This window comes from Luteimicrobium sp. NPDC057192 (assembly GCF_042670205.1).
Classification (GTDB): Bacteria; Actinomycetota; Actinomycetes; order Actinomycetales; family Cellulomonadaceae; genus Luteimicrobium.
Genome location: NZ_JBHUWD010000038.1, coordinates 1 through 24,169 on the forward strand (window position 1 = coordinate 1; position 24,169 = coordinate 24,169).

Below are 24,169 nucleotides of genomic sequence, written 5' to 3' on the forward strand. Positions count from 1 at the left end.
CGCCGCCGCAGCGCGTCCCCCCCCCGCCGCCCCCCCGGCCCCGTCCGCCGGGGGCTCCCGACCGCGAGGTCGGGAGCCCTCGTCGTACCCGGGCAGAGGCGGGTCAGGCCTGGCGCTCGCGGCCCACGAGAGCGCGCAGCTGGTCGAGGCGGTGCGCCGCACCCCACCGCGTCACGTTCACGAGCGCCTCGCCGACGATGTTGCCGCTCATCTTCGACGTGCCCGCCTCGCGCTCCACGAACGTGATCGGCACCTCCACGACCCGACCGCCCGACCGCAGGATCCGCCACGTCATGTCCACCTGGAAGCAGTAGCCCTGCGACGAGACCGTCTCCAGGTCGATCGCCTTGAGCGTCGCCGCCCGGTAGGCCCGGAACCCGCCGGTCGCGTCGTGGACCGGGATGCCCATCGCGAGCCGCGTGTAGGTGTTGGCGCCTCGCGAGAGCACCTCGCGGCGCAGCGGCCAGTTCACGACGCGCCCGCCCGGCACCCACCGCGACCCGACGACGCCGTCCACGTCCGGGTCCTCGAGGGCCGCGAGGAGCCGCGGCAGGTCCTCGGGGCGGTGCGACCCGTCGGCGTCCATCTCCACCACGACGTCGTACCCGCGCTCGAGCGCCCACCGGAAGCCCGCGATGTACGCGGTGCCGAGCCCCTGCTTGCCGCTGCGGTGCAGCACGTGGACGGCCTCGTCCGTCTCGGCCCAGCCGTCGGCGATCTCGCCGGTCCCGTCGGGGCTGCCGTCGTCGACGACGAGGAAGTCCGCGTCGGGCACCGCCCGGCGGAGCCGCTCGTACGTGACGGGCAGGGAGTCGCGCTCGTCGTACGTCGGGGTCACGACCAGGACACGCGGGTCACGGGCCACGCTGGGTGCCTACCTCTCGCCGGGGAGGCGCCGGCGCGAACGCGCGCGACGCAGGGAGCCGATCATCCCACCGACCACCAGGAGCGCCGCAAACGCGGCCACCCCGCGGGCGGGCCACTCCCCCGCCCGGACCGCCGGTGTGATGCTGGTGCGCAACGGCAGGTCCGCCGTGAGCTGCGCCGGTTCGAACAGCCCCGTCCGCTGCAGGACGACGCCGCTCGGCGACACGACCGCGCTCACCCCCACCGTGGACGCCTGGACCGCGGCGCGGCCCGTCTCCATCGCCCGGAACCGCGTCATCTGCAGCTGCTGCGTCGACTCCGCCGTGTACCCGAACGACGCGTTGTTCGTCTGGACGACCAGGACCTCGCTGCCCAGCCTCACGGACTGCTCGACGATCGAGTCGTAGGCGACCTCGAAGCAGATCACGGTCGAGAACGGGACGTCGCGTCCCAGCCGCTCCGACGGCAGCGACATGATCGCGGGCTCGTGACCGGGAAGCATGTCGGTCTGCACCTCCTCGACCGACGCGGAGAAGTGCCGGACGAACCCGCGCAGCGGGATGTACTCGCCGAACGGCACCGGGTGCTGCTTCACGTACCGGTCGATGACGCCCTGCTGCGGGTCCCACAGCAGCGACACGTTGTACCGACCGCCGGTCGCGGGGTACTCCTGGGCGCCCACGAGGATCGGGGCGTCGACCGCCTTCGCGGCGTCCCCGATCGCCTGGCCGACGTCCACGTACTTCTGCGGGTCGTAGTCCGAGCCGTTCTCCGGCCAGATCACCATGTCCAGGTCGCCCGGCTTCACGTGGTCCAGCAGGTCGTACGTTCCCGACAGGTGGTTGCGCAGCACCTCGCCCGCGTTGTCGAACGCGCTCGCGCCCGGCTTCGAGACGTTCCCCTGCACCACGCCGACCTGGAGCTGCCCCGCCTGCGGCAGGACGTCCAGGCCCACGCTCAGCGGCGCCACGACCAGCACGAACGCGACGGCCATCCCGACGACCACGCCCACCACGCGCAGGCGGACGGCACGCAGGACGACGATCCCGAGGAGGGTCCCGACGACGGCGGCCGCGAACGACACGAGCACGGTCCCCCCGACCGGTGCGAGCCTGCCCAGCGGGGAGTCGACCTGCGCGAACGCGAGCCGCCCCCACGGGAACCCGCCCCACGGCCACGCCGACCGCAGCGCCTCCACGCCCACGTACACGACGGGGAACGCGATCGCCTCCCACCAGCCGCCCCGGTGACCGGGGCGCAACCCGCGCGCAAGGCTCCAGGCGATGCCGAGGAACGCCATGAACAGGGCCTCGGAGATGCTCAGCGCGAGCCACGCGACGACGCCAGCGGCGACGTTCGACCACCACAGGTGGGCCGGGAAGAACGCCAGCCCGAACACCAGCCCGACCAGGCCGTTCCACCACGTCCCCCGCCGCTGCAGCGCCACGTACAGCAGGGCGACGGCGACGAGCACCAGACCCCAGACATCGGCGTCGGGGAAGGCGAGGAAGAGCGCACCGCCGCCGGCTGCGGCCAGGACGAGCGAGAGGAGCCGGCCCGGAGCCGGCGGCGACGAGCGTGGCACCCGTGAAGGTTACGCCACGCAGGTGGGGAGCCAGTTTCGGCGAAGATGCCGGCCGGCTCGCGCGTCCTTCGTGCCGTGCACGACTGCCACCCGTCGTGCACGTTTTCTACTGAACGCGCGAGCCGACCTGAGCTCTGTGAGCCGTTCCGGGCGGGACGTGGCGTGTGGCCGTCCCGCCGGGACCCCCAGGCCTGCACACCGTCCGAACCTAACGCGCCCCGCTCCCCCGGTACAAGAGGAACGACCGAACCCGCCGGGTCAGCCGAGCTCGTCGTGCAGCACGACACCGTCCCGCACCGTCTGCAGGCAGCGAGGCGTCGGGAGGTCGGGGTCCAGGTCAGGCAGCAGAGGGGTCCCCGCGCGGGCCTCCGCGCTCCACGACGACATGCTCCCCGGGGCCGCCTGGACCGTGAGGTGCTCGGCGTCCCAGACCGCGAGGTGCGCCGGCGAACCCACCCGGAGCTGACCCGCGCCGGTGCCGTCGAGGCCCGCGATCCGCCACCCGCCGCGCGTGTGCGCGTTGAACGCGGCGCGCGCCGAGAGGCGCTGCTCGGGCACCGGGTGCAGCACGGCCCCGCGCACGCCCGCCCACGGGTCGAGCGCCGTCACCGGCGTGTCGGAGCCGAACGCCAGCGGGACGCCCGACGCCGCAAGGTCCGCCAACGGGCTCAGGTCCGCCGCGCGCGTCGCGCCCAGGCGCTCCGCGTACATGCCGTCGGGGCCGCCCCACGCCGTCACGAACGCCGGCTGGACGCTCAGGCTCAGGCCGAACACGAGCATCGCCGCCAGCGCCCTCGCGTCCACGAGCAGGGCGTGCTCGATCCGGTGCCGGCCCGCGGCCACGGCCTGCTGCCCGTGCACCTCCGCGGCGATCTCGAGCCCGAGGAGGAACTCGTCCATCCCGCGGTCGCCGATCACGTGGAAGCCGCCCGGCACCCCGGCTGCCGCGACCGCGACGAGGTGGTCGCAGATCTCCTGCGCCCCGAGGAACAGCGACCCCGTCCCGCCGGCGGGGTCGTCACGGTACGGTGCGCGCACCGCCGCGGTGCGCGAGCCGAACGAGCCGTCCACCGTCAGGTCGCCCGCGATCCCCGCCAGACCCGGCACGTCCGCGAGGAGCGCACGAGCGTCGTCGGCGGTGGCGCACAGCTCCCCGCGGTACCCGACGACGAGCGGCAGCGCCGACTCCGGCGCCGCGGTGAGCTCGATCAGCTCGCGCAGGCCGGCGCGCGTGTCGGCGGCGGGCGTGCTCATCTCGTGCAGGGCGACGATGCCGCGGCGCGCCGCCTCCTCCAGGACCGCCCGGTACAGGGCCGTGCGACGCACCGGCGCGAGGTCGCGCGCGACCTCGCGGGTCCGGTCGTACGCCTGGCCGCGGACGAGGCCGTCGTCGGACCAGCCCGGCAGCCCGACCGCACCCGCGCGCTCTGCGAGGCTCGTGCTCACCACGGCCGAGTGCCCGTCGACCCGCCCCGCGTACACGGGCGCGCCGTCGCACGCGGCGTCGAGCTCGGCCCGGGTGAACGGGCCGGCGTCGCCCCACGCGCTGTCGTCCCAGCCGTGCGCGAGGAGCACCTCGCCCGAGCGGGCGTCGAGGTCGGCAGCGGCCTCGCGGAGGCGGTCCAGCGCGTCGACGGGCGAGGACACGCCCCCCGCGGCCCCCAGGTCGACGCCGACGGCGGCCAGGCCGGTCTCCAGGACGTGCGTGTGGGCGTCGACGAACGCGGGCGTCACCAGCGCGCCGTCGAGCTCGACGACGCGGTCCGCCCGCGCGGCGAAGCCGTCCGCGGTGTCGTTCGCGCCGACCCAGGCGACGACGCCGTCGTCGACGAGAACGGCCTCGGCAAAGGGGTCCTGGGGCGAGTGGACGACACCGCCCCGGTACAGGATCGAGGTCACCGACCGACCCTATCCGGACCTGCGTCCCGGGGCCCCGGGACCGCCCGCCCCCGCGTCGGGGCGCACCTCACACCGAGGAGTAGGCGACGACGCCGCGCAGGAGCGCGTGCTGCGCGTCGCGCGCCGTCGTGCGTAGTGCCGAGCTCGGGGCCGCCTGCGCGATCTGGTCGAGGACGTCGACGACCTGCTTGCACCAGCGCACGAAGTCGCCGGCCGCGATCTCGGAGCCCTGCAGGACGGCGTCGAGCCGCCGGCCGTTCGCCCACCGGTGCACGGCCGCCACGAGACCCAGGTCCAGCCGTCGCGTCGCGTCGATCCGGTGCGCGGCCTCGAGGTCGCCCAGCCGCGACCAGATCCGGGTCGTCGCGTCGAGGGCGCGCGCGAGGCGCCCGTCCGGCCCACCGGGCACGTACGGTTCGCTGCCGTCGTCGCGCCGCCCGTCGTACACGACGGCGCACACGGCCGCCGCGAGCCCCGCGGCGTCGAGGTCGTCCCAGGCGTGCCGGCGCAGGCACTCGGCCAGCAGCAGGTCGTTCTCCGCGTACAGGCGGCGCAACCAGCGGCCGTCACGCGTCACGCGCAGCTCGCCGGGGCCGTGGTCCTCGTCGGTCGCGAGGTACCCCAACTCGAGCAGCACGTCGCACGTGCGGTCGAAGACCTTCGCGATCGAGCCGGTGCGCGACTCGATCCGCCGGACCAGGGCGCGGTGCTCGCCCGAGAGCCGCTCGTACCGCTCGCCCCACCGGGCGTGGTCCTCGCGGTCCGGGCACGCGTGGCACGGGTGGGCGCGGAGCGAGGCCCGCAGGCGGGCGAGCTCGGCGTCGTCCGCGGCCGTGCTGCCGCGGCGGGGCCCGCCGCGCCGCTGGGCTCCCGGCTGCGTGCGCCCGTCCGAGAGGGCGTTGCGCATCGACGACACGAGGTCCTTGCGGTGGCGTGCGTTGCGGGCGTTGAAACCCTTGGGCACGCGCACCGTCGCGACGACCGCGATCCCGCCCGGCGCGTCCGCGAGCGTCAGGCGCTTCGCGCGGCCCTCGCTGGTCAGGACGGTGGGGCTCGGCCCGTCGAAGCCGCCGCCACGCCCCCGGTCCACGACGACGACGTACCCCGCACGGCGCCCCGACGGCACCTCGACGACGTCCCCGGTGCGCAGCTTCTCGAACGCCGCGGCCACCTCGGCCCGGCGGTTCGCGGACGCCGCCCGCGACAGGTCCGCCTCGCGGGCCGCGATCCGGCGGCGGATCCCCATGTACTCGGCGAAGTCGCCGCGGTCGCACGTCATGGCCTTCTCGTAGCCTTGGAGCGCCTCGGCGTGGGCCTGGGCCTGCTTGGCCAGCCCCACGACCCCGCGGTCCGCCTGGAACTGCGCGAACGACGTCTCCAGGACCTCGCGCGCCCGGTCGCGGCCCACCTGCGCGACCAGGTTGACCGCCATGTTGTACGTCGGGTGGAAGCTCGAGCGCAGCGGGTACAGGCGCTTGGACGCGAGCCCCGCGAGGGCGACCGGGTCGAGCCCGTGGTGGTCGACGACGACGGCGTGCCCCTCGACGTCGATCCCGCGACGGCCGGCGCGGCCCGTGAGCTGGGTGTACTCACCCGGGGTGACGTCGACGTGCTGGGAGCCGTCCCACTTGACGAGCTTCTCCAGGACCACCGACCGGGCCGGCATGTTGATGCCGAGCGCGAGCGTCTCCGTCGCGAAGACGGCCTTGACGAGGCCCCGGCTGAACAGCTCCTCGACCGTCTCCTTGAACAGCGGCAGCATGCCCGCGTGGTGCGCGGCGACGCCGCGGGCCAGCGCCTCGACCCACGCGTGGTACCCGAGCACCTCGAGGTCCTCGCCCGGGATCGTCGCGGAGCGCTCCTCCACGACGAGCCGGATCTCGGCCTCCTCCTGCGGCGTGGTGAGCCGCAGCCCGGCCGCGAGGCACTGCCCGACGGCGTCCTCGCAGCCGGCGCGGGAGAAGATGAAGTAGATCGCGGGCAGCAGGCCGTCCTCGTCGAGCGCGTCCACGACCGCGAAGCGCGGGGCGCCGCGCCGCCCGAACCCGCCCCGCGGACCGCCGCCACCACCGCGGTACCCCCGGTCGCCGGGGCCCCGGCGACCGCGGCCGCGGCGCGGCTCGGTGCCCTCGAGCCCGCGCGCCGACCGGAACACGGCGAGGAGCTCGGGGTTGATCGGCGGGTTCACGCCCGGGTCGGTCGGGTCGACCGTGCCCGCGTACAGGTCGAGGAGCCGCGGCGTGGCGACCGGCCCTCCGCCCGAGCCGCGGCCCACGAGCACGTGCTGCCACAGCGGGACCGGGCGGTGCTCGGACACCACGACGACGGTGTCGCCGCGGACCATCTCCAGCCACTCGCCGAACTCCTCGGCGTTGGACACGGTGGCCGACAGCGAGACGAGCTGGACGTCGTCGGCGAGGTGGATGATCACCTCTTCCCACACGGGGCCGCGGAACCGGTCGGCGAGGTAGTGCACCTCGTCCATCACGACGAACGCGAGGCCGTCGAGCGTGCGCGAGCCCGCGTACAGCATGTTGCGGAGCACCTCGGTCGTCATCACGACGACGGGCGCCTCGCCGTTGATGGTGGTGTCGCCGGTGAGCAGGCCCACCCGGTCCGCGCCGTAGCGGCGCACCAGGTCGTTGTACTTCTGGTTCGACAGGGCCTTGATGGGCGTCGTGTAGAAGGCCTTGCGCCCCGACGTCACGGCGAGGTGGACGGCGAACTCCCCCACGACCGTCTTGCCGGCGCCCGTCGGTGCCGCGACGAGCACGCCGCGCCCCTCCTCGAGGGCCTCGCACCCGCGGACCTGGAAGTCGTCGAGGGTGAAGCCCAGCAGCTCGCGGAACTCCTCGAGCTGGGGCCGGTCGCCCCCGCCCCGGGCTCGGCGACGGGTCTCGCGCTCGCGGGACGCCGCGTAGCGCTCCGCAGGCGAGAGCGTCTCGGGGTCTGGGCCCGCGGAGCGGCCCGGGCGGCCGTGCGTGGGGGTCGTGCGGTCGGGTGCAGCGGCCATGCCGCCAGCCTACGGTGCGCGGGCGACGCTCCGGGCGACGCCGAGCCGGGGCCCACGACGCGGCGTCAGGGCGCGGCGGGTGCCAGGACGCGCAGCGCGCCGGCGACGACCCGCACCTCACGCGGCAGGCAGCCGATCAGCTCCCCGTCGGCGAACGCGGGCGGGGGCGCGACGCCCTGGTCGGTGGCCTCAAGGCGGACCCGGACGACGCGGCGCACGTCCACCACCCGGTGCCCGACGTGCTTGCCCACGTACGTGAGCGGGAACACCCGCAGCGCGCCGTGCCGGGTCAGGGGGCCGGCCAGCACGAGGTCGAGGTCGCCGTCGTCGACGAGCGCACCCGGCGCGATGCGGATACCGCCGCCGATCGCCGGCCCGTTCGCGACGGCGACGAGGGTGCCCGGCGAGTCCCAGACCGAGGTGACCGTGCCGCCGTCGGCGCGCGACTCGATCTGCAGGCGGTAGCCGAACGGCCGGAAGCGCGCGAGCTCCTGGAGCGCGGCCACCGCGTACTTGGCGCGTCCTCGCGGGCGCCGCATGCCGTTGGCCCGGGCGTTCACCGCCGCGTCGAGCCCCGCCGACAGCACGCCGCAGAACCACCGCGGCTCCTCGTCGGGGTCGTCCGAGGTGACGCGGGCCGCGTCGACCACCCGGGGGCCGGCGTCGAGGGCGTCCACGAGCACGCGGACCGCGCGATCGACGTCCCGGACCGGCAGCCGCAGGGCGCGGGCGTAGTCGTTCCCGGAGCCGGCCGCGACGATCCCGAGCGGCGTGCCCTGGCCGGCGCACACGTTGGCGCCCAGATGCACCATGCCGTCGCCCCCGACGACGACGAGCGCGTCCAGGCCGTCCGCGGCCGCGGCGCGCGCCCGGGCGAGGGCGTCGTCGAAGCTCGACCCGGAGAGCTCGCGCACCTCGAAGCCCCGCTCGCGCAGCCGGGCGAGGGTCCGGACGCCGGCGCGGTCGGCGTGGCCCCGGTCGGCCGTCGGGTTGACGACGACCCCCAGGACGCGTGGGCTCATACGGCGAGCCGCTCGGCGTCGTCGCGGGCCACGCGACGGTCGTGCAGCGCGCTCACGCCGACGGCGGCGAAGTAGAGCAGGCACATCGGGATCGCGACGATGATCATCGTGATCGCGTCGGGGGTCGGCGTCATGACCGCCGAGAACAGGAAGACCAGGAACACCGCCCACCGCCAGCCGGCCAGCAGGGTCCGGGCGCTCATCAGGCCGACGAAGTTCAGCGCGACCAGGACCACGGGCAGCACGCACGCGATGCCGAACGCGAGGATCAGCCGCATCACGAAGCTCAGGTAGCCCTGGGCGTCCGTGAGGTTGCTCGCCCCGTCGGGGACGAAGTCGGTGAGGATCGTCACGGCGCGCGGCAGCATGAGCCAGGCCATGAACGCGCCGCCCGCGAACAGCGGGACCGCCGCACCGAGGAAGCCGACGGCGTAGCGCCGTTCCTTGCGCGTCAGCCCCGGCGTCACGAACGCCCAGAGCTGGTACAGCCACCACGGGCTCGTGATCAGGACGCCGAGGAACAGCGAGACCTTGATCTGCATGTCCAGGGCGCTCGCGAGCCCCGTGAAGTTGAGCCGGACGTCCTTGCCCGCCTCCGTGGCGGCGTCGAGCAGGGGCTTCTGCAGGGCCTCGAAGACGGGCGTGTAGCAGAACCACCCGACCACGGCGCCGACCACGAGGCCGAGCGCCGCGAGCACGACACGCTTGCGCAGCTCACGCAGGTGCGCGAGCAGGGGCATCCGCCCCTCGGGGTTGACGCGGCGTGAGCTGCGCGCCACCGTCAGCTCGACGGGGTCGCGTCGTCCTTCGGGGACGCGACAGGGTTCGTACCCGGGGCGATGTGGGGCTCACGGTCGTACAGCAGCCCCGGTGCGGGGGCCGGCTGGGACGGGGCGGCCGGCTGCGTGGGCGCCGCGGGACCCGGCTGCGCCTGCTGCGGCAGGGCCGCGGGCTGCGCGGGCGCCTGGGGCGCCGGGCCCGAGTCCTCCGTGAGGTCCTTGACCTCGTTCTTGAAGATCTTCATCGACTGGCCGACGCTCTTCGCGAGGTCCGGGAGGCGACGCGCCCCGAACAAGAGCAGCACGACGACGAGCAAGACGATGACGTGCCAGGGCTTCACAGCGACACCACTCCCTGATGGATCGACGGGCCCGGCGCGTGCCGGCCGTCCGCGGCCTCCTCGCCGGACCGCTCACCCCATCGTAGGGCCTGCGCGGGCCGGGCCCGGCACCGCGCACGCCGCCGCGGGTCGGGCGCCCGCGCGGTTCAGCGGTTGAACTCGCTCCACCGGTCGTAGGTGGCCTGGTGGGAGGCGCGTCGACGGGCGCGGCGCTCGTCGCGCTCGAGCCGCAGCGTGAGGAGCCGGGCACGGTGCTCGGCGGGGTCGTCGAACAGGGTCGGGCGGATCTCCTCCTGCGCGGCCCGCTGGGCGGCGACGGCGGCGTCGATGCTCCGCGACAGGTCCTCGAACGCGCGCCCGGCGGTGGACAGCTCGCGGAGCAGCCCCTTCCCGGCGCGCCACAGGCGCAGCCCGACGAGCACGAACGTCGCCGCCGCGCCCAGTGCGAGCAGCCACCACACGAGCGTCCACACCGTCATGCGTGTCCCCCTCGGCCGAAGTCGTCGTCGGGCCGGTCGCCCTGACCCAGCCGAGCGTAGGCGCCGAGCGCGGCGCGCGCGGCCTCGGCGACGTCGACCGCGGGCCACGGCGGGGTGACCGAGCGCACGTGCCGGGCCTGCTGGAGCAGCAGGTGGCGCAGCCAGACCGGGTCGGCCACGCGGAGCGTCACCTCGAAGGTACCGTCGTCGCGGTTGCGGACGGACTCGACCGGCACCTCTTCCGCGACCCAGCGTGCCGGGGAGTCGAACACGATCGTCACGAGCTCGGCGGACTCGTCGGGCACGAACGCGACCCGCTCGACCGCGCCGTCCCGGGCGTCGCCGCGGGGCTCCACCGGCTCGTCGAGCGTCCGGGCCTCGAGGATCCGGTCGAGCCGGAAGGTGCGCTGGTCGTTCGACCGGTAGCACCAGGCCAGCAGGTAGGAGTGCTCGTCCTCCGTCACGAGGCGCAGCGGGTCGACGTCGCGCTCGCTCGAGACGTCCGCGGCCGTCACGTACCGGATCCGCAGCCGCCGGCCGCGCACCAGGGCGTCGCGCACGGTCGCCGCGACGGCCGGGTCGCCCTCGAGCGCGAGCTCGACGTCGACGGCGGCGGCCGCCTCGCCCGTGGCGTCGGTGAGCTTCTCGAGCGCCGAGTCGACGACCGACCGCGCGCCCGGCCCCGCGGTCGCGATCGCCGACCGCAGCGCGCGGAGCGCGGCGACGAGCGCCACGGCCTCACGGGTCCCGAGCCGCAGGGGCCGCGTCATGCCGCGGGCCTCGACGAGCCGCACGACGCCGCGCTCGAGGGCGCCGGCGTCGAAGTCGAGCAGGTCGTCGGGCCAGTAGCCCGGCGTGCCGGAGACCCAGAGGGCGTCCACGTCGTCGAGGACCTGCCGCGGCGAGACACCGAAGCGGCGCGCCAGGTCGTCGACCGTGACCGCGCCCGCCGCGTCGAGGTACGCGACCATGCCCAGCAGGCGCACGAGACGCTCGTCGGCGCGTTCAGCCACGGTCCACCCCTGTCTCGTCGTCCGCTCCCCGCCGTCCGTCGCCCGCCACGTCGAGGCTCGCCGCCGTCCGCAGCCGGGCGACGACGGCGTCCCGCAGGTCGGGTGGGTCCAGCACGACGATCGCGTCGGCGTACCCCGCGAGCTCGGACGCGAAGCCCGCGACCCCCGTGAACGGCACCTCGAGCACGTCCCGGCCGTCGGCGGTCATCGGGTCCTCGCTGACGTCGCTCGAGTACGTCCGTTCCGGTCGCGCGGCGCGGGCACGGACCGCGCCCGCGCGCTCCGGCACGACCGCGAGCCGTGCGACCCGCTCGCGCCCGCCGCGCCCGGACAGGAACGCGTCGACGTCGACCTCGGCGGGCAGCTCGAACGACCGCGGCGCGCCGCTCGGCCGGACGTTGCCCTCGATCCGGCTGAGCCGGAACGCGCGCGGCGCCTCGCGGTCGCGGTCCCGCCCGAGGACGTACCAGCCGCCGCGGCGCGCCGCGAGCCGCCACGGCTCGACCTCGCGTTCGCGCACCTCGCCCGTCGACGCCGCCCGGTACGTGAAGCGCACGGGGCGACGGTCCTGGATCGCGTCGAGCAGCGGCCCGAACGCGCGCCCCGCGGCCCGGACGCGCGGGGTCAGGCCGGCGACGACGTCCGTCCCGGAGTCTCCGACGCCCGGGTCGCCCCGGCCCGCGGCGCGCAGCTTCGTGAGGGCCCGGGCGGTGTCGGTCCGCAGCGTCTTGTCCTGCCAGAACTGCGCCGCGAGCGACAGCACGCCGAGCTCGGCGGACGTCAGGTCGACGGGCGCCAGGGTGTACGCGTCGAGGTCGACCCGGTACCCGACGTCGTCGCTGTGGCCGCCCGCGTCCACCGTCAGGACGGGGATCCCGAGCTCGCGCAGCGTGTCCTTGTCCCGCTCGAACATCCGCTCGAACGCGTCGGGCGAGGGTGCGTCCCCGTACCCGGCCACGGACGTGCGCACCTGTTGCTTGCTCATCGACGACGGCGCGTTCACGAGCGCGATGACGAGGTTCAGCAGGCGTTCGGCCGGCGGGATCTGGGAGGGCATCGGCACCACGCTACTGGCCTGTAGCGTTGCTGTGTGATCACGTGGCGCTCGGGGACGGTGGTGTCGCACGGGCGGAGCTGGCCCGGCGCGCTCGAGATGACGGTCCGGCTGGCCGGGGAGGACCCCCGGGAGGCCGCCGACGACGTCCCCGCGGCCGACGTCCGAGCCCTCGCCTACACCGGCCTGGTGGGCGAGCCGGCGCCCGGCTCGCGCGTCCTCCTCAACGTCGGCGCTCTGCGGCGCGGCCTCGGGACCGGCGGGTACGCGCTGGCCGTCGCACCTGCCGACGCCCTGCCCGCCGACCCGCCGCCCGGGCCCGGCCACCTCGTCAAGGCGCGCTACACGCCCCTGCAGACCCTCGTCCTCGGCGTCGACGAGCAGGAGTCCCCGCACCACGACACGCTCCGCGACGCCGACGACCTCGACGGGCTGCCGGTGGTCGTGGCGGACCTCCACTCCGCGCTCCCCGCGATCCTGGCCGGGGCCCGGCACGCCGCGGCGCTCGCCGGGCGCCGTGCCCCGCGCGCCGTCTACGTCATGACCGACGGCGGCGCGCTCCCGGCCGCGTTCTCGCGCACCGTCGCGGGGCTGCGGGAGGCCGGCTGGCTCGACGCGAGCGTCACCGTCGGGCAGGCGTTCGGCGGGGACCTCGAGGCGGTGACCGTCCACACCGGCCTCCTGGCCGCGCGGCACGTCGCGGACGCCGAGCTCGTCGTCGTCGCGCAGGGGCCGGGGAACCTCGGCACCGGCACCCGGTGGGGGTTCTCGGGCGTGGCCGCGGGCGAGGCCGTCAACGCCGCCGCGACCTTGGGCGGGCAGGCCGTCGCCTCGCTGCGCGTGTCCGGCGCGGACGCTCGCGACCGCCACCGCGGCGTCTCGCACCACTCCCTCACCGCGTACGGGCGTGTCGCGCTCGCGCCTGCCGACGTGCCGGTCCCCGTGCCCGACCCGGAGGTCGCGGCGACCTGGCCCGCCGGGCTGCCGGAGCGGATCCGCGAGCAGGCCGCGACGCTGACCCGCTGCCCCGCCGGGCACCGGCTCGTCGACGTCCCCGCCGACGCCGGGCTCCTGGCGGCGCTCGCGGCCACGCCCGTCGGGCTGTCGACCATGGGGCGCGGGCTCGACGGCGACCCGGCGTCGTTCGTCGCGGCCGCGGTGGCCGGGGTGCACGCGGCTGGCGTCTGACCGACCCGGCGGGCCGGCACCGGAACGGGTGTGACGAACGTCACCGCGCGGAGCGGGAAAATGCACCCGGTGCATGCGTGCACCAGGTGCAAGAATTGAGGCATGTCCCCCGCTACCGCCGAGCTCGCCGATCCCGTCGAGCCGCTCGAGCCCGACGCGGAGCCCGCGCTCGGCACGCGGGAGCGCAAGAAGCGCGCCACCCGGCGCGCGCTGATCGCGTCGGCCCAGACCCTCGTCGCCGAACGTGGCCTCGACGGCGCCACCATCGAGGACATCTGCGAGCGCGCCGGCGTCGCGAGGCGCACGTTCTTCAACTACTTCGAGACCAAGGAAGACGCTGCCCTCGGCTGGAGCGAGGACGCCGTCGACCCCGCCGCAGGCGAGCTCTTCGCCGCCGGCGGCCCCACCGGAAATCTCCTGGACGACCTCGTCGCCCTCGTGGGTACCGTGCTCGCCGCGCACGACTTCCGTCACGACGAGGTCCACCACAAGGGCGAGCTCGTCCGCGGCGAGCCGCGGCTGCTCGCCCGCCAGCTCTGGCGCTTCGAGCAGACCATGACCGCGACCGCGGACCTGTTCCGCCGGCGCTCGGACCTCGGCGTCGACGACCAGTCGATCGACGGCGAGGTCGGAGCGTTCCTCGTCGTCTCGCTCGTCCGGCTCACGCACCAGCTCTGGACGGTCAGCGGCGAGCAGGGCGAGCTCGCCGACCACCTGCCGACGGCCGTCAGCCAGCTCAAACAGCTCTTCGCGGCCTGAACGCCGCGGCCGCCGACCACCACGCGGCCACGAACCGACCATGCAGCACCACCCGACTGCGGCCCACCCGATGAGCCGACGGCTCCCGCCCGGTCGAACCGACGGGTAGCCCCCCCGACCCTGCCCCCCGACACCCTGGAGTCACCATGTCCTCCCCGACCGAACCGGCGCCGCCCGCCCAGGCGCCCGCCGGCGGCCCACCCGAGGCCGCCGGTCCCGTCGTCGTGCTCACCCAGCGCACGATCTGGGTCATATTCTCCGCGCTCATCGCGGGGATGTTCCTGTCCTCGCTCGACCAGATGATCGTGTCGACCGCCATGCCGACGATCGTCGGCGAGCTGCACGGCGTCGAGCACCAGGCGTGGCTCGCCACGTCGTACCTGCTGGCCATGTCGATCGTCATGCCGCTCTACGGCAAGTTCGGTGACGTCTGGGGCCGCCGCTGGCTGTTCCTCGTCGCGATCGGCGTCTTCACCCTCGCGTCGGCGGGCGCCGCCATGTCGACCTCGTTCGGCGAGCTCGTCTTCTTCCGCGGACTCCAGGGCGTCGGCGGCGGCGGGCTCGCGATCCTCGCGATGGCGATCATCGCGGACATCGTCCCCGCGAAGGACCGCGGCAAGTACATGGGCCCCATGGGCGGCATCTTCGGCCTCGCCGCCGTCGCCGGCCCGCTCCTCGGCGGCTGGTTCACCGAGGGCCCCGGCTGGCGCTGGTGCTTCTGGATCAACGTCCCCATCGGCATCATCGCGTTCGTCGTCGCCTACAAGGCGCTGCGCCTCCCGTCGCACCACGCGACCAAGCGCGTCGACTGGCTCGGCACCGTCACCATGGCGCTCGCGACCACGGGCATCATCGTCGTGGCTTCCTGGCCCAGCCTGTCGAACTCGACCGGCTACGACTGGGGCTCCGCAGGCCTGCTCTCGACCCTGGTCGCGACGATCGTCCTGGCCGTCGTGTTCGTGCTGGTCGAGCTGCGCGCGGACGACCCGATCCTGCCGCTGCGTCTGTTCAAGAACAGCACCTTCACCTTGACCACGGCGATCGGCTTCGTGATCGGCGCGGGCATGTTCGCCGGCATCCAGTTCCTGCCGACGTACCTGCAGATCGTCAAGGGCGAGGGCGTCACGGCGTCCGGCCTGCTCCTCATCCCGATGATGGTCGGCATGATGGGTGCCGCGATCGTGTCCGGTGCGCTCATCGCCAAGCGCGGCAAGTACCGCGTGTACCCGATCGTGGGTCTGGCGATCGCCGCCGCCGACCTGGCCTGGCTGACGACGCTCGCCGTCGACACGAGCCTGTTCGTGTTCGGCGCCATGATCTTCGTGTTCGGTCTCGGCATCGGACTCGTGATGCAGAACATCATCCTGGCCGTGCAGAACTCGGTGGACCCGCACGAGATCGGTGTCGCGACGAGCGCGAACTCGTACTTCCGCGAGATCGGCGCGACGCTCGGCATCGCCGTGATCGGCACGATCTTCACGTCGCGGCTCACGGAGCGCCTGACGGACGTGTTCTCGCAGGCGGGCGGCGCGCCCGGGGGCGGCGGCGCCGACTCGCTGACGCCGGACGTCGTCAAGCAGCTCCCCGAGCCCATCCACTCGGGCGTGCTCAACGCCTACGTGGACGCGCTCGCGCCGACCTTCTGGTACCTCGTGCCGATCGGCGTCCTGGCCCTCGTCATGGCGTTCTTCCTCCCGCAGCTCAAGCTGTCGGAGCACGCCGGCATGGTCGCGCGCGGCGAGGCCGTCGCAGCGCCGAAGGCCGGTGGTGAGGCCGAGCTCGTCGAGGGTGCCGTGCCCGCGGCACCCGAGGCGGTCGCGGTGGGCGCCGTCACCGAGGGATCGCGCACGGAGCAGCACGCGCCGGGCGGCGCGTCCGCTCCGCCGCGCCAGGCGGACTGAGCGCACGGCCCGCGGCCGGCGCAGCAGCGCGAAGGGCCGGGGTGGTCGGACGACCGCCCCGGCCCTTCGCCGTGTCCTCAGCGCCCAGGTTCGGGCTCCTCGGCCGCAGACGGGTCGGCGGGCTCGTCCAGGTCGGAGAGGTCCACGGGGACGTCCCGCTTGGCCTCCGGCTCGAGGACGCCCTCGGCGCCGACCGTCGCGTCGTCGGGCACGGTCCCCTGTGCGTCGTCGTCGGGCGCGCCGAGCCGTGCGTGCCCGACGACGGACACCGCCGCCCCGAACGTCCAGTCGCCCTCGACGACCAGGGACTCGGCGAGGACGAGCGACGGCACGCCGTCGGGGAACCGGGCGTCGAAGTCCGCGACGGTCCGGTAGTGGTCGGGGTCCAGCGTGATGTCCGGCTCCGGCACGGTCGCGCGCACCGTCCCGTCATCGCCCAGCGTGTACACGTCGGAGCGGAGTCGGAGCAGGTCGTCCGTGGTCTTGACCGGCAGGAACCGTTCGCGGCCGACCTCGATCACCGCCGCGTCCTCGAACAGCTCGATCGCGGCGCCCATGGCCGTCTCGATCTGGACGACGCGCGGCGACGACGGGTCCGCGGGGTCGACGGTCTTCTCGTTGCGGATGAGCGGGAGGGGCAGGACGCCGTCGTGCGCGGCGAGCAGCTCGGCGAGCCGGTCGAGGTCGAGCCAGAGGTTGTTGGTGTTGAAGAACAGGTGCCGCCCGATGTCCGAGGCGGCGTCCTTGTCCTCGTCGGCGATCTGCGACGTCTCGCGGAGCACGATCCGGTGGTCCGACGCGCGGACGACGAGGTGCCCGCCCTTGCGGTCCGCGGGGGTCCGGCGCGCCACCTCGGCCCCGAAGCCGGCCCCGGTCGACGCGAACCAGCCCGCCATCGCGGCCGACGGCGCGGAGCCCAGGTTGTCCGCGTTCGCGACCGCCGCGTACCGGAAGCCGGCGGCGCGGAGCGCCTCGAGCGTGCCGGACGTCTGGAGCGCGGTGTACAGGTCGCCGTGCCCGGGCGGGCACCACTCGAGCTCGGGGTCCGCGGGCCACTCGACCGGCGTCAGGTCGTCGGCGCGGAGCTTCGTCTCGCGGTTCTGCAGGAAGTCCTGGGGGACGTCGTCCACGGGGAGGTCCGGGTAGGCCGCGAGCGCGGCGAGGCTGTCGTCCCGGGTCCGGAAGCTGTTCATGAGCACGAGCGGGAGCCGGACGCCGTAGCGCTCGCGCGCGGCAAGGACCTGCCGCGCGATCACGTCGAGGAAGGTGAGGTCCCCGCGGACGGGCAGGAGCGACTTGGCCCGCTGCATCCCCATCGACGTCCCGAGGCCGCCGTTGAGCCGGACGAACGCCGTGCGGGCCAGCGCGTCGCGCGCCGCCTCGTCGTCCGCGGGCGCGCCGTCGTCGGCGCCCTCGAGGCCCGCCGCGCGTGCGACGTCCGTGAGGGGCTCGACATCGGACTCGGGCAGGATCCCGGTCTCGCCCTCCTCCAGCAGGTGGTAGCCGTGCTCGAACACCTTGATCGCGACGTCGGGAACCCCCGCGTCGCGCATCTTGTCCCGGGCCAGGTCGAGGCCGTGTGGTCCGTCCATGTCCCTGATCGTAGGGGTGCGACCCTCGGCAGGGCGCGGCGGGTCTCGCTACGGTAGGGAGCGTGACCAGCACGCCAGCGCTCCCGTCCGCCGAGACCTTCGCCGCCGAGTTCCGCGACCAGCTGCTCCACGAGCAGGGCGTGAGCCTGCGAACGGCCTCCCCCACCGACCTCTACACGGCGCTCGGCCGCACGGTGCGGCGCCACCTCGTCGACGGGTGGTTCGACACCCTCGCGACGCAGCTCCCCCGGCGGTCCAAGGTCGTCGCGTACCTGTCCGCCGAGTACCTGCTCGGGCGTCAGCTCGAGAACGCGCTCCTCGCCACCGGCCTGACCGACGTGGCGCGCGAGGCCCTCGCCTCGCTCGACGTCTCGTTCGACGAGGTCGTCGCCCAGGAGGTCGAGCCCGGCCTCGGCAACGGCGGCCTCGGTCGGCTGGCCGCGTGCTTCGTCGACTCCCTCGCGACCCTCGACATCCCCGCCGTGGGCTACGGCATCCGGTACGAGTACGGGATCTTCCGGCAGACGTTCGTCGACGGCCGCCAGGTCGAGCAGGCGGACGACTGGCTGGCGCTCGGCTCGCCGTGGGAGCTGCCGCACCCCGAGATGGCCGTGACCGTCGGCTTCGGGGGCACGGTCGATGGCGAGGACGGGACCGCCGAGCCGCGCCGGTGGACGCCGGGCTGGACGGTCGAGGCCGTCCCCTACAACTACCTCGTGCCCGGGTACGGGACGCGCAACGTCAACACGCTGCGGCTGTGGAGCGCGCGCGCGACCAAGGCGTTCAATCTCCAGACCTTCAACGCCGGCGACTACGAGGCGGCCGTGCGCGGCCAGACGTACGCCGAGAACATCTCCAAGGTCCTCTACCCGGAGGACTCGACGCCGCAGGGCAAGGAGCTGCGCCTCCAGCAGCAGTACTTCTTCGTGGCCGCGTCGCTCCGCGACCTGCTCGACCGCGTCGTCGACGACGAGGACTGGGACGCGATCCCGGACCGCGTCGCGTTCCAGCTCAACGACACGCACCCCGTCATCGGCATCCCCGAGCTCCTGCGGATCCTCGTCGACGAGCACGGGCTCGCGTGGGACCGCGCCTGGGGCATCACGCGCCGGACGTTCAACTACACCTGCCACACGCTCCTGCCGGAGGCTCTCGAGATCTGGTCGGTCGAGCTCCTGGGACGCCTGCTGCCCCGGCACCTCGAGATCATCTACCGGATCAACGAGGAGTTCCTCGACAGCCTGCGCGAGCAGGGCGCGAACGAGCTCCAGGTGCGGCGGATGTCGATCATCCAGGAGAGCCCCGAGCGGGCCGTCCGGATGGCGTTCCTGGCGACCGTCGGGTCGTCCCGCGTCAACGGCGTCGCCGAGCTGCACAGCCAGCTCCTGCGCGACGTCGTCCTGCACGACTTCTCCCAGCTGTGGCCCGACCGGTTCACGAACGTGACCAACGGCGTGACGCCCCGCCGATTCCTCCGCCTCGCCAACCCGGGCCTGTCAGGCCTGATCGACGAGGCGATCGGCGACGGGTGGGTCCGGGACCTCGACCAGCTCCGCGGGCTCGAGCCCTACGCGGACGACCCGGCGTTCCGCGAGCAGTTCCGCGCCGTCAAGGCCGCGAACAAGCAGCGGCTGGTCGGCCTGCTCGCGGAGCGTGACGGCCTGACCGTCAGCCCCGACGCGATGTTCGACGTCATGATCAAGCGCCTGCACGAGTACAAGCGCCAGATGCTCAAGGTGCTGCACGTCGTGACCCTCTACGACCGCGTGCTGCGCGGTGAGCTGCGGCCCGAGGACATCACGCCGCGCGTCGTCGTGTTCGGCGCGAAGGCCGCGCCCGGCTACAAGATGGCGAAGGAGATCATCGCGCTCATCAACGCGGTGGGCGCCGCCGTCGACGCCGCCCCCGAGCTGCAGGGCCGCCTGCGCGTCGCGTTCCCGGCCAACTACAACGTGACCCTCGCGGAGAAGCTCATCCCGGCGGCGGACCTGTCCGAGCAGATCTCGCTCGCCGGCAAGGAGGCGTCCGGCACGGGCAACATGAAGCTCGCGCTCAACGGCGCGCTGACGATCGGCACGCTCGACGGCGCGAACGTCGAGATCCGGGACCTCGTCGGCGACGAGAACTTCTTCCTGTTCGGGCTCACCGAGCCCGAGGCCCAGTCCGTGCAGGACGCCGGCTACGACCCGGGCTCGTACTACGAGGCCGACGCCGACCTGCGGGGCGCGATCGACCTCATCGCGTCGGGCGCGTTCTCGGCTGGCGACCGCGCCGTCTTCGAGCCGATCGTCTCCGACCTGCTCTGGAAGGACCGGTTCCTCGTCCTCGCCGACTACCGCGCCTACCTCGACGCGCAGACCCGCGTCGAGACCGCGTACGCCGACCCGGACGCCTGGTCGCGCGCGGCGATCCTCAACGTCGCCCGGACCGGGTTCTTCAGCTCCGACCGGTCGATCCGTGACTACCTCGACCGCGTGTGGCACGCGGACCCGGCCGCGGCGGAGCCCCGCCCGTCCTGACGACGCGGCTCCCGGCGACCGCGCGCCGCGCGGCTTAGCGTGGAGGCATGGACTGGGCCGCCTGGTTCGGGACGGACGAGTACGACGTCGCGCGCGAGGTCCTGCTGCGGGGCTTCGCGGCGCTGACGATCGTCGCGCTCGCGTCCGCCCTCGCCCAGTTCCCCGCGCTGCTCGGCCGGCACGGGCTCGAGCCGGTCCCGCCGTTCGTCGCCCGGACGTCGTGGCGACGCGCGCCGTCGGTCTTCCGGTGGCGGTACTCCGACCGCCTGTTCCGGTGCTACGCGTGGGTGGGGATCGTGCTTGCCGCGAGCGTCGTCGTCGGGCTGACGCAGGCGGGGCCGTGGTGGCTCGTCACGGTCGTCTTCCTGCTGCTGTGGGCGCTCTACCTGTCGATCGTGAACGTCGGGCAGACGTTCTACGCGTTCGGCTGGGAGTCGCTGCTGTGCGAGGCGCTGTTCCTCCTCGCGTTCCTGGGTTCGACGCGGGTCGCGGTGCCCGTGGTCGTCGTCGGGCTGTCGCGCTGGCTGCTGTTCCGGCTCGAGTTCGGCGCCGGGCTCATCAAGCTGCGGGGTGACCGCGCCTGGCGCGACCTGACGGCGATGTACTACCACCAGGAGACGCAGCCCATGCCCGGCCCGCTGTCCTGGTGGGCGCACCACCTGCCCGCGCGCTGGCACCGGATCGAGGTCGTCGGGAACCACGTCGCACAGCTCGGCGCACCGGTGCTGCTCGTTGCGCCGCAGCCCGTCGCGTCGGTGGGGGCCGGCGTCATGGTGCTCACCCAGCTCTGGCTGGTGCTCACGGGGAACTTCTCGTGGCTCAACTGGGCGGCGATCGTCCTCGCGCTCGGCGTGGTGAGCGACGGGGTGTGGGCACGGGTGCTCCCCTGGGTCCCCGACGACGCCGCCGTGTCCGTGGGCTCCCGTCCGCCCGACGACGTCCCGGTCGACTTCGCGGTGGTGGCCGGGCTCGCGGCGGCGCTGCTCCTGGTCAAGAGCTGGCGCCCCCTGCTCAACCTGTTCTCGAGCCACCAGCTCATGAACGCGAGCTTCGACCGGTACCGGCTCGTCAACGCCTACGGCGCGTTCGGGTCGATCACGAAGGACCGGTTCGAGGTGGTCGTCGAGGGGACGCGCGAGGCCGACGAGGACCGGGAGCCGCGCTGGGTCGCGTACGAGTTCCGCGGCAAACCGGGCGACGTGCGCCGCCGCCCGCCCCAGGTCGCGCCCTACCATCTCCGGCTGGACTGGATGATGTGGTTCCTCGCCCTGCGCGGGTACCGGGACCCCTGGGGCGGCTCGTGGTTCGACGTCTTCCTGCTGCGCCTGCTCGAGGCGGACCGCCCGACGCTCGCCCTGCTCCGCCGCGACCCCTTCCACGGCGAACGGCCCGTGGCCGTGCGTGCGGTGCTGTACCGCTACCGGTACACGACGCGCGAGGAACGGCACCGGACGGGCGCGTTCTGGGCGCGCGAGGAGCTGACGCTGCTCGAGCCGCCACTGACGCTCACCGCTGCGCGCCGCGCCGCGGACTGAGCGGAGGAACCGGGCCGGGTCGGGGTGCGAACGCCGCGGGGGCGGGCGACGGTGGGAGGAAGGCGGCACGAGAGCCGCGCCGCGCTCGAAGGAGGTCCCCAGGATGGCATCGCAGAAGCCCACCCCGCACTACACGGTCCCCGGAATGTCGCTCGAGGACGGGCAGAAGGTCGCGACGATCCTCCAGGACCGGCTGAACTCCCTCAACGACCTCGCCCTGACGCTCAAGCACGTCCACTGGAACGTCGTCGGGCCGCACTTCATCGCCGTGCACGAGATGATCGACCCGCAGGTCGAGGAGGTCCGGGCGATGGTCGACCAGACGGCCGAGCGGATCGCGACGCTCGGCGGGTCGCCGCAGGGCACGCCGGGAGCGCTCGTCGCGAGCCGTTCGTGGGAGGACTACTCGCTGGGCCGCGCCTCGGCCATCGCGCACCTCGGCGCGCTCGACGAGGTCTACCAGGGTGTCATCTCGGCGCACCGCCAGGCCGCCGAGGACACCGAGGAGCTCGACGACGTCACCAACGACATGCTCATCGGCCACCTGCACTCGCTCGAGCAGTTCCACTGGTTCGTCCGTGCCCACCTCGAGAACGCGGGCGGCGACCTCTCGACCGAGGACAAGCGGACCGAGCGCTCGGCCGCGAACGCCGCCGAGAAGGGCGCGCGCGGCGAGCCGTGACGGGCGCCGTCGTGCGCTCCGACGCGTGGCGGGACCTCAGGGGGTCCGCTGGCGCGAGCGCACGGCGGCGGTGAACGCCTCCACACTGTCGACGACGGCCTCGAACCGCGCCGAATGGAACACGTCGAAGGAATGCTGGGCGCCCGGCAGCTCGGCGTAGACGACCGGTTCGGTCGAGACGGCCCGCAGGCGGGCGACGAACCGGCGCGCCCCCTCGACGGTCCCCCACGTGTCCTTGGTCCCGTGCGCGACGAAGAAGGGCGGCGCGCCGGGGCTCAGGTACGGGCCGGGCTGGAGCGGGTCGGGGCCGTCGTCGGGGTGGCCCCCGAACGCGTGGCCGTAGTAGCCGTAGAGCAAGACGGCTGCGGCCACGGAGGTGTCGGCCGACTCGAAGCCCGGCTGGAACGCCGGGTCGTTCGCGGTGAGGGCGCACGTGCCCGCGATGTTCGCGCCGGCCGAGCTGCCCGCGACGAAGACGGTCGACGGGTCGGCCCCGTACTCGGCGCCGTGCTCACGGACCCAGGCGATGACCCGCTTGGCGTCGATCTGGTGGCCCGGGAACGTGGTCTCGGGACGGAGCCGGTAGTTCGCGCTGACGCAGACCCAGCCCTGGCCGGCGAGCCGGTGGAGGAGCGGCTTGGCCTCGCGGCTCTTTCCTCCTGAGCGGTACCCGCCGCCGTGGAGGTAGACGAGGACGGGTGCGTCCGCGGGGGCGTCCCGCCGGCGGTAGACGTCGAGAAGGTTCGCCCGGCCCGCCGCGGGCCCGTAGCTGACGTTGCGGATCCGCTCGAGGCCCGGCTGCGTGACGGCCACCGGGAAGAGCAGGATCCGGGCCCAGGGGCGGTGTCGCCGCAGCGGCCCGGTCACGCGCTCGCGCCAGTCGTGCCCCAGCCCCGCCAGGAGCGCCCCGCTCACCACGCGGTCGCTCCGCACGCCGCGCCACGCCCCATAGCCCAGCGCGACCACCGTGAGGGCGGCGAGCTCGACGGCCGCCTGAGCCGGCGACGAGGTGAGGTCGCCCTCCGCCCAGGCGAGCGCGGTCGCGGCCACCAGGAGGTAGATCCCGAAGAACGGCAGCTCGGCGAGGACCTGGCCGAAGACGAAGCTCATCATCGCGACCGGGTGGGGGCGCCGCGGCGCGACCACGGCGAAGAAGGTGCACCAGGCCACCAGGACGACGGTGAAGACGTAACCCACGAGAACCCCCGGATCGACGACGACAGTGTGACGATACGTTCCGTCTCGTCTGATCCTGGGGCACCCGTCTTCCACTGTCAAGACGATACGTACTGTCTCGCCTAGACTGGGCGACATGGCACGAACCCCCGACGCAGCCCGGCGCAGCGAGACAAGTCGCCAGGCCGTCCTCGCCGCCACCGCGGCCATCTGTGCGGAGAGCGGCTACCAGCGGCTCACCATCGAGGCGATCGCCGCCCGCGCGGGTGTCGGCAAGATGACGATCTACCGGTGGTGGCCCTCCAAGGGCGCGATCGTGCTCGACCTCCTGGACCAGGCCGCGGCCGTCGGCATCGACCCGCCCGACACGGGCGACCTCGCGGCAGACCTCCGCAGCCTCCTGGTCGAGGTGATCGACATCCTCACGCCGCTCGACAGCTCACCCGCGATCGGGCTGCTGGCCGAGTCCCTGCACGACTGCGCCCTCTCCCGCCAGGTCCACGAGCGCCTCATCCGCCCGCGCATCGCCACGTTCGAGCAGCGGCTGCGGCGTGCGCAGGAGGTCGGGCAGCTCCCGCCGGACGTGGACCTCGCCGTCGCCCTCGACCTGCTCTACGGGCCCATCTACCACCGGCTCGCCGTGCACCTCGACATGCCCGACGACGACCACCTCGACGCTCTCGTCGCCCACACGCTTCGCGCGCTCGGCGCGAGCGACACCGCGGCGCCGCCGTCGTCGAAGGATCCCGCCGCCCCGGCGTGACG

The 24,169-nt window shown here is 74.1% G+C and carries 19 protein-coding genes; 7 read left to right on the plus strand and 12 right to left on the minus strand.

Going from position 1 to position 24,169, the window contains the following annotated elements:
* Positions 1-103 precede the first annotated feature (103 nt).
* From ACFT5B_RS16290 to ACFT5B_RS16335, 10 genes are all read right to left on the minus strand, one after another.
* Positions 104-865, minus strand: coding sequence for a polyprenol monophosphomannose synthase (locus ACFT5B_RS16290; protein WP_386800122.1), 762 nt, complete (start codon positions 863-865; stop codon positions 104-106).
* Positions 866-874: 9 nt separating this feature from the next.
* On the minus strand, positions 875-2,452 hold the full coding sequence (gene lnt / locus ACFT5B_RS16295; protein WP_386800123.1) for an apolipoprotein N-acyltransferase: 1,578 nt from the start codon (positions 2,450-2,452) through the stop codon (positions 875-877).
* A 258-nt stretch (positions 2,453-2,710) separates the two neighbouring features.
* Positions 2,711-4,351 carry an amidohydrolase gene (locus tag ACFT5B_RS16300; RefSeq protein ID WP_386800125.1) on the minus strand — a complete coding sequence of 547 codons (1,641 nt, stop codon included), beginning with the start codon at positions 4,349-4,351 and terminating at the stop codon, positions 2,711-2,713.
* 67 nt (positions 4,352-4,418) lie between these two features.
* Positions 4,419-7,364, minus strand: coding sequence for a DEAD/DEAH box helicase (locus ACFT5B_RS16305; RefSeq protein WP_386800127.1), 2,946 nt, complete (start codon positions 7,362-7,364; stop codon positions 4,419-4,421).
* 65 nt (positions 7,365-7,429) lie between these two features.
* Entirely contained in the window at positions 7,430-8,386 is a 957-nt protein-coding gene (locus ACFT5B_RS16310) for a diacylglycerol/lipid kinase family protein (protein WP_386800129.1), read from the minus strand.
* Positions 8,383-9,126 (minus strand): twin-arginine translocase subunit TatC, encoded by a 744-nt coding sequence (gene tatC, locus ACFT5B_RS16315; protein ID WP_386800187.1) that lies wholly within the window; start codon positions 9,124-9,126, stop codon positions 8,383-8,385. Before tatC ends, ACFT5B_RS16310 begins: the two co-directional genes overlap by 4 nt.
* A gap of 41 nt (positions 9,127-9,167) precedes the next feature.
* Positions 9,168-9,506, minus strand: coding sequence for a Sec-independent protein translocase subunit TatA (gene tatA, locus ACFT5B_RS16320; protein ID WP_386800131.1), 339 nt, complete (start codon positions 9,504-9,506; stop codon positions 9,168-9,170).
* A 146-nt stretch (positions 9,507-9,652) separates the two neighbouring features.
* Positions 9,653-9,985, minus strand: a complete 333-nt coding sequence (locus ACFT5B_RS16325) for a hypothetical protein (protein ID WP_386800133.1) — start codon at positions 9,983-9,985, stop codon at positions 9,653-9,655.
* The gene (locus tag ACFT5B_RS16330) at positions 9,982-10,998 is read right to left on the minus strand and encodes a helix-turn-helix transcriptional regulator (protein WP_386800135.1); all 1,017 of its coding nucleotides are present in this window, start codon (positions 10,996-10,998) and stop codon (positions 9,982-9,984) included. The genes ACFT5B_RS16325 and ACFT5B_RS16330 overlap by 4 nt, the downstream gene beginning before the upstream one ends.
* Positions 10,991-12,055, minus strand: coding sequence for a helix-turn-helix transcriptional regulator (locus ACFT5B_RS16335; RefSeq protein ID WP_386800137.1), 1,065 nt, complete (start codon positions 12,053-12,055; stop codon positions 10,991-10,993). The genes ACFT5B_RS16330 and ACFT5B_RS16335 overlap by 8 nt, the downstream gene beginning before the upstream one ends.
* Positions 12,056-12,088: 33 nt before the next feature.
* Here ACFT5B_RS16335 and ACFT5B_RS16340 point away from each other — a divergent pair, with 33 nt between their 5' ends.
* The 3 genes from ACFT5B_RS16340 to ACFT5B_RS16350 all read left to right on the plus strand — a co-directional run bounded on the left by ACFT5B_RS16340 (position 12,089) and on the right by ACFT5B_RS16350 (position 15,900).
* A complete protein-coding gene (locus ACFT5B_RS16340; protein WP_386800139.1) occupies positions 12,089-13,240 on the plus strand; it encodes a DUF3866 family protein in 1,152 nt (383 codons plus the stop codon).
* 102 nt (positions 13,241-13,342) lie between these two features.
* A complete protein-coding gene (locus ACFT5B_RS16345) occupies positions 13,343-13,999 on the plus strand; it encodes a TetR/AcrR family transcriptional regulator (RefSeq protein WP_386800141.1) in 657 nt (218 codons plus the stop codon).
* A 146-nt stretch (positions 14,000-14,145) separates the two neighbouring features.
* Positions 14,146-15,900, plus strand: a complete 1,755-nt coding sequence (locus ACFT5B_RS16350; protein WP_386800143.1) for an MDR family MFS transporter — start codon at positions 14,146-14,148, stop codon at positions 15,898-15,900.
* Positions 15,901-15,977: 77 nt separating this feature from the next.
* Here ACFT5B_RS16350 and ACFT5B_RS16355 read toward each other — a convergent pair whose 3' ends face one another.
* A complete protein-coding gene (locus tag ACFT5B_RS16355; protein WP_386800145.1) occupies positions 15,978-17,492 on the minus strand; it encodes a UTP--glucose-1-phosphate uridylyltransferase in 1,515 nt (504 codons plus the stop codon).
* A 62-nt stretch (positions 17,493-17,554) separates the two neighbouring features.
* Here ACFT5B_RS16355 and ACFT5B_RS16360 point away from each other — a divergent pair, with 62 nt between their 5' ends.
* The 3 genes from ACFT5B_RS16360 to ACFT5B_RS16370 all read left to right on the plus strand — a co-directional run bounded on the left by ACFT5B_RS16360 (position 17,555) and on the right by ACFT5B_RS16370 (position 22,228).
* A complete protein-coding gene (locus tag ACFT5B_RS16360; protein ID WP_386800147.1) occupies positions 17,555-20,011 on the plus strand; it encodes a glycogen/starch/alpha-glucan phosphorylase in 2,457 nt (818 codons plus the stop codon).
* Between the two features lie 47 nt (positions 20,012-20,058).
* The gene (locus ACFT5B_RS16365; protein WP_386800149.1) at positions 20,059-21,546 is read left to right on the plus strand and encodes a lipase maturation factor family protein; all 1,488 of its coding nucleotides are present in this window, start codon (positions 20,059-20,061) and stop codon (positions 21,544-21,546) included.
* 103 nt (positions 21,547-21,649) lie between these two features.
* The gene (locus ACFT5B_RS16370; RefSeq protein WP_386800151.1) at positions 21,650-22,228 is read left to right on the plus strand and encodes a Dps family protein; all 579 of its coding nucleotides are present in this window, start codon (positions 21,650-21,652) and stop codon (positions 22,226-22,228) included.
* A gap of 36 nt (positions 22,229-22,264) precedes the next feature.
* Here the strand turns inward: ACFT5B_RS16370 and ACFT5B_RS16375 are convergent, their stop codons facing one another.
* Positions 22,265-23,425 carry an alpha/beta hydrolase gene (locus tag ACFT5B_RS16375; RefSeq protein WP_386800153.1) on the minus strand — a complete coding sequence of 387 codons (1,161 nt, stop codon included), beginning with the start codon at positions 23,423-23,425 and terminating at the stop codon, positions 22,265-22,267.
* A gap of 115 nt (positions 23,426-23,540) precedes the next feature.
* Here ACFT5B_RS16375 and ACFT5B_RS16380 point away from each other — a divergent pair, with 115 nt between their 5' ends.
* Positions 23,541-24,167, plus strand: a complete 627-nt coding sequence (locus ACFT5B_RS16380; RefSeq protein ID WP_386800155.1) for a TetR/AcrR family transcriptional regulator — start codon at positions 23,541-23,543, stop codon at positions 24,165-24,167.
* Positions 24,168-24,169: the final 2 nt, after the last annotated feature.